Genomic DNA, 11,709 nt, shown 5'->3' with positions numbered 1-11,709 from the left:
CCTGTTCCCTGTTCCCTATCTCCTTTTTATATTTCCTTTACAAACAATCTCTTACCCAGTGAAGTTGATTTTCAATTAACCAATGTCCTCGAATGCCTGAGGCGCTTAGTAGTAGATTGTGGTGGAAGTGAACAAAGATAATAACTAATACTTTCTACGAATTTTGAACCACGATTACTACTGCGCTTAACTCTAATCACAGAACCTGCACCTTTCCACATATCCTGGACATTTTCTGGTATATTAAAAACTTCTACAAGTCTAATAGTATCTCTATTTCTCGTTTTTTCTTCATCAAGATACCTTTTTACTGCTTGAGTAGATTTAACTTGCTGTTCTATTTGTTGATACAACTTTGGTTGATTCTTTTTAACTTTAATTAAATAATCGTTTTGACTATCAATAATTGCAGCTACTGTTTTTTTTGACAATGTAGGGCATCAAGAGTAAAAACTACTCATGCATAAGTCTAAGATGTCTAGTAGTTTTCTGACAATTGTAATTTCACTTTCTAGTTTCCATGTAAGGATTCAGGTGAGAGCGATCGCCACCCCGATCAATATCTGTAACTTCCAGAAATGTTCTAGGTCGTAAGTTTCAGCTATAAGATTCCGGAATCAGAGACATACTTGATGAGAGTTCTTTACTGGTGAACACTATCAAAGACTGTTCAAAGAAATCAACCACAGAACGCCCCTGGCGACGACAGGTTTGCACTACACTCAGCAAATTAGCTGTGTGCTGAAATCGCTCCATGCTTCTTGAGCCACCACTAACTTTTCGTTTGGTGATTGCCAACCGTAATGAACGTTCTGCCAGATTATTATCAGGCGGAATCTCTGGATGAAAGAGAAAATACCACCACTGTTTGATTTCTAATTTCAAACTACGTAACAGTTTTCCCGCCTCATAACCTGCTTTGTTGTTCCATTGTTTGAGGGTTAAATCTACCTTTTCTTTAAATCTTACAGCCCAACAATTATAAAGATGCCGCTCTTGATTTTGCTGCCATTGACTATAATGACGAAATCCTTCATCAATTAACTCTTTGAACGCTTTGCCAATCCTTTGATTGTATTCCCCAGGATGTTGAATCAATCTTTGAAAGTGACGGCGCAGGTGAGCTAAACATTTCTGTTGGCCTTTGACTGGATAACCATTATAAACACTGAGGTCATCACTACTAATCACACCTGTGTACTCACTACCCAACTGCGATTCTAGCTCCCGACGACTTCTGGTGTCTGCCGCCCGGAATAGACAAAAATCTTGATTCGTAAATACCCATAGCCACTCCTTAATTCCTTTCACTGGCCAAGGTGTTTCATCTACATGAATTGATGGTTGTTCTGTTTTCACCCAACTTGACAATTCCTCTACATGAGGTTTAATTGCCTCCTCTAACCTTTGATTGGTATTCACTAAAGTTCCTAAACCGATTTCTATTTTACCCAATTCCCATAACATTTCCTGTTGTTTTTCGTAGGGTAGATGCCCATAATTCCCTAACCATCCTAAAAAGGCTTGTAACTTTACCCCCAAATCTTGTCCTGGTATCATTTCTGATGACCATGAGGCTGATGTCACCGTCCCACACTCCTGACATTGGCAAGACATTCGATGGTATTCTACTATCTCTATGGGTTTGTCCACCAGTTGTGCTACTTGTTGAGTCTCTACTGCTACTGGTTCATCTAAAAATTTTGTTTGACCACAATGACTGCATCTAGATGGTTCCAAGATTTCTATTCTATCTATTCGAGCAAACCCTTTACGAGTTTTTCCCTGATGCCCTGGTTGCCCTCCTGGGTGTCTCTTTTTTTGATCGGTTCTTGAAGTATCTTCAGAGTCTTTGGCCTTTTCTGATTTTTTCAGTAGGTCTGTTGATGGGGGTTTCGAGGAGGTTTTACTGTCAGTTTCTCGACTAAGTTTTAATTTCTCAATTTCAAGTTGTAGTTTTTCGATCACCTTTTGTTGAGTCAATAGCATTTTCACCAGTTCCTTTTTTGACAACTGGTTGAGGTTTTCTGGAGTTAGGGGTACCTGTGACTGACTCATGTTCTTACTTTACTATAGTTTGATTTTTTGTCAAGGGAGTGAATATTTCCATAAGTTAGGGACTTATGACCACCGAAGCGATCGCTCTCACCTGAATCCTTACGTTTCCATACCAAAGATTTTTATCCCTAAAACTCATCCTCTTTCATGGCTAAATGCTGATACACAATTAATGAAATTTTGTTCTGATGTATCAAAATTGTTAACAGTATTTTTCAAACTTTTTCCATCTATTGATACCCACTCTCTAGACCTGATTTTACTATATTGTTGGCTCCATTGATTAAAAGCTATTTGTAATTTTTGGTAATCTAGTTGTACCATGACTCGTCTCATAGTTGAATAAGAGGGAACACGAGCTTGAGGAATATTTAGTAGTTTAATTAAAGTTAAACGATGGCGTTCCGTAAATCTTCCTAACTGTCTATAACCCCAATAACCACTTATGATTCCCATAATCATAATCAGCAGTATCAGCCATAAGGGGTGACGACAACCTCTCTGCTATGCGAAAATCAGGTATTTCTTTCAGGTAATCAATGAGGCTTTTTTCCATATATTTTCATATATTGGTATATTGGCCAACTTTACAAACTAAATCTGCTCCTTACTCTATAATTCTACACGCTTAGTGAGAATGAAACAGCCCTGCCCTTTTTAAGGGGGATAATGGGGGATCTTAAATGTACTTCATAACTGTAAAAATTGCTATATTAAGAAGTTTTTCAGTCTTAAAAACTGTGAATATACTGATGTATTTTTGAAGGATTAATTAGTCATTTTGATTATACAATTTAGAGGGTTTTTATGGACGGATATCAACTTTTTATCTATTATGGCATAGTTTTTTGTGGTTATTGTCGATCTTCGACAAAATATCAAAAATTTATCTGTCGAATTTAACCCGATAGAATTGGAATGGTTTGTGAGATGTGACTTTCATGAGTAATGTGTTTTAAAAGTTAAATCAATTTTGTCGATTATCGACATTTTTTTTTCTTACCTATGTTATGTTTAGTTATTAAGTAATTGATCATTTTAATTATTAGTTGGCCTTAGAGTTAGGAGCTTTATTTTGGAATGCTTTGCTAACCCTAAAGGTTCTCAGTAAATCCTGGGATAGATAAGTTTTAAACCTTATTTATTTGGTTAAAATCACAAATTTATATGTAGATTTACTGAGGTATTAGTTATATAGAATTAATTGTTATTGAACAATTTAAAATTTTCATCTCGGCGACAGCCAAAATAATATTTCCTACTTATATTGAGGATTAATTCCTCAAAAATAAAAAAATTAGATTAATACCTGTAGGAATTACGCAAAAACCGGGTTGATCAATGAAATTTCCTGAAAAACAATAATCAAGGCAATAAATCCGGTTTATTGTTTGGATGCGTAAGTTCCATTTAATCTAACAGGACTTACGTATAACAACCATATTTAGTAGAGGGAAACGGCCGTTTGCCCCTACAGATGGCATACAATCTGATATTTTGCGCAAGTCCCGATCTAAAAAAATATTTAAAAAAACAATAATTCAGAGGTGCAAGCTATGGTTTTGTTCTGGAAGAAAAAGACTAAACAAAAACAACTCAAAAAATCTCCCAAAAACCCGAGAAGTAATACTTTTATTTTAGAAGAAATTATTAGTCCTGGTGCTTATTGTCCCATACCAATAGACGACTCTTTTGTTAACCATCCCATCTTTGGATTATTCACAGACCAAGAATTAATTACTACTATTTTAGGAACTGACGTTCCTCCAGATATTTCAAATATAAATACAGAAAATTTAGTTCAAGATTATTGGGAGAAAATCGACAAATACTTTCAAGAAAACCCGAATGCAGCGAATAGTTTTGATGTCGAAGATTTGTCTACTTGGCCGACATTGGAAGCACTAATAAATCCAGGGCAACCGAGTGTAGAAATACCCAATCTAGGTGGAGCAGTGGATACTTTACCTCCTCCAGCGATAGTGCCAGTAGACCCTCCCAGAAATAATCCGGGTAGTGGCGATCGAGAGCCAATTATTGATAATTCTCCTCAACCACCTACCTTATGCTGAATATGAACGTTTATCTATTAATAATGGAAATTGGGCGCAACGTTTGGTACAGTATGTGGATAATTTGAAAGCTGCTGGGGAAGAGCGGGGTATTGTTAACCTTAGTTTTGATTTGACTCAGGTGGACGAAGAGGGAAGGGTGACGACTCGTTATGATTTGACGGAAAAAGATTATGAGAAGTTGCTTGAAAGTAACAATCAAGAATTATCCCAACTTACAGGTCAGTCTGATGATACACATCAAATCTTAGAAGCATTGCAAAAACAAGCAGAAGAAAAGACCAAACAAGCTGAAGAATATTGGCAGCAAGCTGAATTGGCCGAACAGCGACGGTTGGAAAATCAGGATAAAGCTGACTGGCATGACTCTATGATTAATCGTCGGGGAGTTGTTGGTTATCGCAAAAGGGGTAAATCCCGTCAAGCAATCTACGGCTTGCGCGAATATCCAGAACACATTGTTGCTCGTGACCAGGCTCAACAACAAGCTGACAATGCTGAACAGGAACGCCAAATATTCGAGCAGTGGGCGCGACAGGCACAAACAGAAGCGGATGATTTGAATACCGAAGCTACTGCGTTAGGGGAACGAGTGGGAGACTGGTCGGAACTGAAACAGGGTATTGAACATGAGATTACTGCTGAACATGAGATTACTGCTAAGGAACAGCAGTTACAAGCTGAGAAGGATATGTTGGCATTGCAGACTCCGGTGCAAAAGCAGCAGGTAGAAACTCTGGAGTTACAAATTGCTCAAAGTGAAGCAGAGTTGGAAAAACTGGAAACGGATGAGTTGCCAGGGCAGCAGCAAAAAGCTGATGCTACTGAGGAAAGGTTGAAAAAAATTCAAGAGGAAGTTGAGGGAAATCAGACTGAACGCGCCCAGACTACTAAAGATTTACAAAGCTTCCTGGAAAACTACGGCTACTTGCTGCCATATCAGGAACGTCGGGCAGCGGTACAAAAACAAATTAAGCAACTGGAGGCTGAGAAAAGCCGACTTCAGGAGTTGCTGCTGGAAATTGGTAATGCGGTTACTAATAATCCTAATAACAATTTGGCAAGTCAACTGCAACCAACCCAAAATCATCTCCAGGATATTGAGCAACAGTTGGCGTATGCGAAGGTGCAGGAGGAACAACTTAACCTCTCCGCCCCCGACTCACCACAACGGTTGGTTATTGGTAATCTAATTGCAGAGTTAGAAAAACGGCTGCAAGAATCCCCAGATACGAATACTTTGCCGTTGCAGGAGTATATAGATTTCTTACGCGGGGTGGAAAATCGCAGTAATAATTTGCTGAATGGGTTTGACGATTTGCAAGAGCGTTTGACTGCTGCTCAAACTCAACAAACTAATGCAGATAATAATTTGCAGCGACTTCAGGAGGAATATCTGGATTTAGGTTTAGCAAAAGCCGATCTAGAAACTGAGAAGTTGCTGCAAAATCACATTGAAGCTTTCCAGAGAGAAATTGACCCGCAACAGGAAATTTTAGATGGTTATCGGCAGCAAATTACTGATGCTCATGGGGTGGCGAGTAATTTTGAGGAACTGCGACAACAGTATCAAGATGAGGCAGATTGGTGGAATAGTCAAGCCTCTGTATTTAATGAGGGAAGCTATCTAACTCATTATCCAGATGTTGCTAACGTGGTGCGTCACGGCTGGCTCCCCAGTGGTTGGAGTCATTAGAGTTGTCGCTAAATAGAGGGGAAAAATCGCTCAAACCTAGACAGAGCAAAAATTTCAGGCGTTTTTACTTACCAATAGTTATAATTCTTACAGGACAAGGCTTTCGGGAATTTTTAAGCTTATAAAGCGACAAGTCTATTATATGCGATACGGACGGCGTGAAGGGCGTTTACCAAATCCGCAAGCGCAAATTGAACGAGACTTGGCGCAAGCTGCTGCTAACAATGCTGCTCAACAACGGGATGCAGCTATTTTACAAGCACAACAACTTGAGGCGAGTTTGCAACCAAGTATTAATGAAACTCAGGCGACTATTGCTGCTATTGAAAGCAAGCAGCAAATTTTCACAGATATTGAAAATATTCAGCCTATCATTAACACAAAAATAGCAATTAGTCAAGTCCAAGATACGATTGTAGAAGAGCTAGATGCTCAACTGCTGAAAGAAAGCTCAGAGAAAATATATCTCCAGGAGACTTTGGCAGAAATAGACCAAGATATTGCCGATAAAGAGTTAGAAATATCCGACAAATATGAGGAAATTGAACTGACTGAGAAATACGCCCGCCAGGTGGCTACGGAAGTAGAGCGCCTTTCTAACCGTGTTAATTTGCTAAATGAAGGGGATGCCTTGGAAACAGAGTATCAGGAACTGGAGAGTAAGTGGGAAGAGGCGATCGCTACTCAAGTTGCAGCCACAAACCAACTCTTAGCAGCTCGTAAGGCAGGGGAAGACGAACGGGAGGAGCTACTATCCTTACAGTCGGAACTCGCCGATACCCAAACTGAGCTTGCTAGTGCCCAACAGTAACAAGAAACCCTTGAAACTGCTGTTGCAGATACTCAGCAAGACTTAGAATTTACTGAAGTACAATTAGTCACTCAGGAATTGCTATTAGAGAGCTTGAAAGAGGATGATGAACCGTTGCGCAGTGCTGAGGCTAATTTTTACCAGAAAGCTCAAGAGAGTCGGGAAAAAATTTGGTATTGGGATGGTAGTACATATTCCTATAATGAGGAACGCGCTGAGGAATATCGGACTTATTTGCAGGAGGCGTCGCGGTTGGCAGAGCAGCGCAACGACCTCTGGCCACAAATAGAGGAAACTGAGAAGAAAATTGAGGAGTTGCAGCAGGATATAGCTACTAAACAAGCTGACCTCGCTACTAAAGAATCTGAGTTGGTAACAGCAACTCCCAAGGTGGCCAATTTGACTGCTAAAGTGGCAGAAATAGAAGCGGATATCGCGCCTTTGGTTACTACTCTGGAACCTTTACAACAGGAGGAGGCGACTAAACTGCAAGAGTTCCAAACTGCGGTACAAGCTGCCGAAACTATTGCGCAACAGTTAGGGACTACGACTCAAGACCAAGCGGATGCTCTCAACCGTTTGATTGGTTTTGGGGTTTTGGGTACGGAATCTGATGTTGATTTCTTCGCGACTCAGGTGGGAGCTAAGGTTGATGGTTTCATTGATGAGTTGCAAAACCGCAGTAGCGAGTTAGGTGCTGAAGCGGATAAGTTAGGCGATTTAATAGCAGACTGGCAAGAGGAATTAAATAATACCACAGATGACTTTAGTCGTAAAGCGTTAACCGATTTAATTACCAAAACTATTGGCCAACAAAATCATCTACTGGAACGTCAACAGGAAAATCAGGAAATAGTGACGGAGTTGAGCGATCGCTTAACGGCTGCTACGGCATCTCTGGAAAATCTCCGACAACAGCAGGAGTTGGAGATTCGGGAACAAATTAATAGTAATGATGAGCGGTTGGAGGCGCTTAACCGTCAGTTGGAAACTGAGAGGGCAGCAGAAAAGGCAGTGAATGAGGATACAGTTTTAGCTTATGCTCAACTGAATGATCAAGTGCGGGCAGATTTGACGGCTAGTGCGACTCAGTGGGTAAGTCAATTGCAAGAAGGGCATCAGCAAACTAAGGAAATTGGGGAAAGTCAACAAAATCTGTCTCAGTCGGTTGATGATTTGATTCAGTATATTGAGGATAATTTGGCTGATGTGGATGGGGAGCGAGACAGGAATCTGGCGGACTTGCGAGATGCGATTACTACCTTGGGTGTGGTTGCCCCTCGTCGGGATGAGTTGGTGGCAGGGGAAAATACTCTGAAGCAGGAGATTGAGAAACTGAAGTTGTGGATAGAGCAGGATGCGAAGTTGTGGTCAGAAATTGCCCCTATTGTGGAACGTTTTGGGGCTGAGTCTAAGGAGTTGGCAGAATATCAACCGCAGTCTGAGTTGATAGGAGAGGCACGGGAAATTCTCCAACCATTCTTTGAAATTGAGCAGCAAAAAGCAGAACGCTTCAAGCTATCTGAAGATTATAACTATTTTGAAAATCCCGATAACGGTAGTCGCTACTTCTTTACAAATGAGGCGCTAAGTTGGCAGTCTGCTCAAGAGGAAGCGCAAAAGCTAGGAGGGAATCTGGTTACGATTCGGAATCAGCAAGAGCAAAATTTTGTCGCGCGACAGGTTGGAAACAAAACTGTCTGGATAGGGTTTAATGATGCGGAACGTGAAGGTGACTGGCGCTGGGCGAGTGGTGAACCAGTTACCTACACTAATTTTGCTCCGGGTCAACCTGATAATCGTTATTGGTTGAGAGGAGAGGATTGGGCTGAATTTATTGGTGCGCGTGGAGGTCTATGGAATGATATTTCTAGTCCGAGATATAAAAAAGTTGGTTTAGTAGAAGTTAATTTCAAAGACTTAGAGCAGCAACAAAAACCAATTATTCAAAATTTCGTGAAGTGGGCTGAAGAGAATAATGCTCTCGACCAAATATCTGAAATTGCTCGTCAAATTCTGGATGAGGCTCCAGACAAACCTCATTACAAAGAACAACTGGAAAGCTTAAGTCACCATCTGGAAGAATACAACCGCTTCAAAAGCGACCAACTGGCAGAGGAAGCTAAAGCTACTGAGTTACGTCAAGGATGGGAAGAGGCAGTTAACTTTGAACCGGAAAAAATCGTCCGCACTGAGTTCGATAACAAACTCGTTGAGTCTGTCCGCGCCGATGACAACCAGACTTATAACCGCTATTCGACTGATGGTGGAGAAACTTGGAGCGATTGGCAAAATAATAATTCTGATAGTAAAGCCGACGATATTAAATTTACAGAAGTGGATGGCCAACTCTACCAAGTTATGCGCCGTACTAATAACCATGTTTACGTCCGTCACAGTGATAATGGTGCTGACTGGAGTAGTTGGAAGGATATTGGTGCGGGTCCCACATCTGGAAATTTTGCCATTGATGCTATAGGCGATCGCCTAGTTGTATCAGTCCGTCATGCTAATAATCAAATCTATACCAGGGCGATAAATAGTGAAAACTGGCTACCTTGGAATCATACGGAAGTGCCCACTATTGGGGAATTTAGTCAAGAAATTATTGATGGTCGCCTGGTTCAAACCTACAAAGGGGTTGATGACCGCACCTACGTCCGCAACAGTCTGGATGGAGTGGAATGGGCGCAATGGAGTACCGCTGAAACAGCAACGGAACAGTCTGACTGGCGACTGTCTCATTTGCCTGGGGTTTCTGAACAGTCTTTTGTCGATAAACCGGAGAATATTTCGGAAGTTGAATTTGGCGACAAAATTGTGCAGTCTCTTACTGCTGATAACAAGGAAGTTTATACACGCCATTCCCCTGATGGCGGTGAAACTTGGACAGAGTGGAAGTATACGGGAGGTCACGCTAATAGTAATGTCAAGCAGTTGACCCTGAATGATAAAGTCTTCCAGGTTGTCAAGGGAACTAATGATGATGTCCATATCCGTCATTCCTCTGATGGAATAAACTGGACGGGATGGGGTAAATTAAGTGGTCCGGTTGTGGGAGATTTCCAAGTGGAGGCGGTAGATGATAAGTTGGTACTTTCTATTCGCGGTACGGATAATAAGATTTATACTCGCCATGCTACTAATGGCACTTCTTTGTCTGGATGGCATTCTGCCAGTGTTCGCGCTATTACTGACATTCAGCAAGAGACGGTAGATGATAAGTTGGTTCAATCTTATCGCGGTACGGATGACAATATTTATACTCGCTACTCTAGCGATGGCAAGAATTGGAGTGTATGGGAAACTCTACCAGAAGCGATCGCTAGTTCGGACTGGCGAGAGGAATATTTACAACAGTTAGCAGACTCTTCTACCCATCAAATAGAACTGGAAGATATTTCAGAAATTGAGTTTGGTGACAAAATTGTACAGTCGCGGACGGCAGAAAATAAGGAAGTTCAAACGCGCCATTCGACTGATGGGGGTGCAACTTGGACGGAATGGAAGTATACGGGAGGTCTTGCCAACAGTAACGTCAAACAATTGACCCTCAACAATAAAGTTTATCAAGTCATCAAGGGACTTAATAATGATGTTCACATACGCAACTCTACTAATGGAGAAAACTGGACGGGATGGGGTAGACTAAGTGGTGCGGTTGTGGGAGATTTCCAAATTGAGGCGATTGCTAACAAGTTGGTACTTTCCATTCGCGGTACGGATAATAAGATTCATACTCGTTATGCTACTAACAACCCCAGTGGCAATGTTTGGTCTGGATGGCATACTGCCAGCGTTCCTGCTCTGACTGCCGTTCACCAAGAACTGGTAGATGATAAATTGGTTCAATCCTATCGCGGTACTGACGACGAAATTTATACTCGTTACTCCAGTGATGGCTCAAATTGGAAGGAATGGGAAACTTTCCCAGAGGCGATCGCTAGTTCTGATTGGCGACAAGAATATTTACAGCAGTTAGCAGATTCTTCCATACACAAAGAACCGGAGGATATCTCGGAAATTGAATTCGGCGACAAAATTGTGCAGTCGCGGACGGCAGAAAATAAGGACGTTCAAATGCGCTATTCTCAGGATGGCGGTAAGACTTGGACGGATTGGAAGGATACGGGAGGTAATGCTAACAGTGATGTTACACAATTGACTCTCAATGGTAAACTCTTCCAAGTGATTAAGGGAACTAATGATGTCGTTCACATTCGCCATTCCTCTGATGGAATAAACTGGACTGGATGGGGTCCGCTTAGTGGTGCGATTCTTGGAGATTTCCAAGTGGAGGCAATGGACGACCAACTGGTGCTTTCTATTCGCAGTACAGATAATAAGATTTATACTCGCCACGCTACTAACGGCACTTCCTGGTCAGGATGGGAAGCTACTCCGATGAAAACTTTGGAGGATTTCTCTCAGGAAATTATCGAGGGTAAATTGGTGCAGTCGTACTTGGGAACTGACGGTAATAAGCACGTCCGACATTCGGAGGATGGGGTAAACTGGAGTGACTGGGATACTGTTGATGCTGCTTTAGAGCAAGCTGAGTGGGGACGGGATAAAATTCCTGATGTTGCTGAGGATAGTAGCAATCTTGACTTAGAAAATATCGTTAGCTATGAATTCAAGGGTCGTTCCGTGCAGATAGTTAGCGATGGGGGTAACGATAACGGTTATGTTTACGAACGAACCTCAAGCGATGGGGGTAAAACCTGGACGAATTGGAAATACAGTAATATTCGCAGTAATCCTGATAAGATGGAAATCTTGGCAACGAGCGATCGCCTCTTCCAAGTAGTTTACCATTCCAATAATCCCAATAGCGTTCCCTACGTCCGCCACTGCACCGATGGCGAAAACTGGAGCGGTTGGATTCATAGCATCTTAGGTTGGCATACGACTGATAACTTTAAAGTAGATGTTATTGATGATGAGCTGGTAATTGGCGTAGGATACCAATTAACAGGGGAAACAGAAGATAGCAGTCGCCCAAACCCACACCCAAAGACAAACACCCCTAGACAAAATTAAAAGTCAAAACTAAAAAATTAGCTCCGTGC

Annotated in this window: 6 protein-coding genes and 1 pseudogene; 4 read left to right on the top strand and 3 right to left on the bottom strand. The window is 41.5% G+C overall.

The features are described 5' to 3' along the window. Window positions 1-71: 71 nt before the first annotated feature. From ACP6PM_RS21995 to ACP6PM_RS21985, 3 genes and pseudogenes are all read right to left on the bottom strand, one after another. A complete protein-coding gene (locus ACP6PM_RS21995) occupies window positions 72-431 on the bottom strand; it encodes a hypothetical protein (RefSeq protein WP_426588384.1) in 360 nt (119 codons plus the stop codon). Window positions 432-597: 166 nt separating this feature from the next. Continuing rightward, window positions 598-2,058, bottom strand: coding sequence for an IS66 family transposase (tnpC, locus tag ACP6PM_RS21990; RefSeq protein WP_426588382.1), 1,461 nt, complete (start codon window positions 2,056-2,058; stop codon window positions 598-600). 135 nt (window positions 2,059-2,193) lie between these two features. After that, window positions 2,194-2,550, bottom strand: a pseudogene (locus ACP6PM_RS21985) (ISAs1 family transposase); the annotation flags it as partial. Between the two features lie 1,064 nt (window positions 2,551-3,614). On the opposite strand from ACP6PM_RS21985, the gene ACP6PM_RS21980 reads away from it, so the two are divergent. The 4 genes from ACP6PM_RS21980 (at window position 3,615) to ACP6PM_RS21965 (ending at window position 11,680) form a co-directional block, all read left to right on the top strand. Beyond that, window positions 3,615-4,130, top strand: a complete 516-nt coding sequence (locus ACP6PM_RS21980) for a hypothetical protein (RefSeq protein ID WP_426588381.1) — start codon at window positions 3,615-3,617, stop codon at window positions 4,128-4,130. Further along, window positions 4,075-5,826 carry a coiled-coil domain-containing protein gene (locus ACP6PM_RS21975; protein ID WP_426588379.1) on the top strand — a complete coding sequence of 584 codons (1,752 nt, stop codon included), beginning with the start codon at window positions 4,075-4,077 and terminating at the stop codon, window positions 5,824-5,826. The genes ACP6PM_RS21980 and ACP6PM_RS21975 overlap by 56 nt, the downstream gene beginning before the upstream one ends. Window positions 5,827-5,968: 142 nt before the next feature. Then, complete coding sequence (locus ACP6PM_RS21970) at window positions 5,969-6,637, top strand: coiled-coil domain-containing protein (protein WP_426588377.1); 669 nt, start codon at window positions 5,969-5,971, stop codon at window positions 6,635-6,637. Window positions 6,638-6,715: 78 nt separating this feature from the next. Next, the gene (locus ACP6PM_RS21965; protein WP_426588376.1) at window positions 6,716-11,680 is read left to right on the top strand and encodes a DUF8189 domain-containing protein; all 4,965 of its coding nucleotides are present in this window, start codon (window positions 6,716-6,718) and stop codon (window positions 11,678-11,680) included. Window positions 11,681-11,709 lie beyond the last annotated feature (29 nt).

Source organism: Dapis brunnea BLCC-M229 (genome assembly GCF_050015995.1).
Lineage (GTDB): Bacteria > Cyanobacteriota > Cyanobacteriia > Cyanobacteriales > Microcoleaceae > Trichodesmium.
This window is presented reverse-complemented; position numbering and strand designations above follow the sequence as displayed.

What these genes read in the sequence shown, in the direction of transcription:
- tnpC (WP_426588382.1), bottom strand. Translation starts at nt 2,058, where the DNA reads ATGAGTCAGTCACAGGTACCCCTAACTCCAGAAAACCTCAACCAGTTG.
- ACP6PM_RS21980 (WP_426588381.1), top strand. Translation starts at nt 3,615, where the DNA reads ATGGTTTTGTTCTGGAAGAAAAAGACTAAACAAAAACAACTCAAAAAA.
- ACP6PM_RS21970 (WP_426588377.1), top strand. Translation starts at nt 5,969, where the DNA reads ATGCGATACGGACGGCGTGAAGGGCGTTTACCAAATCCGCAAGCGCAA.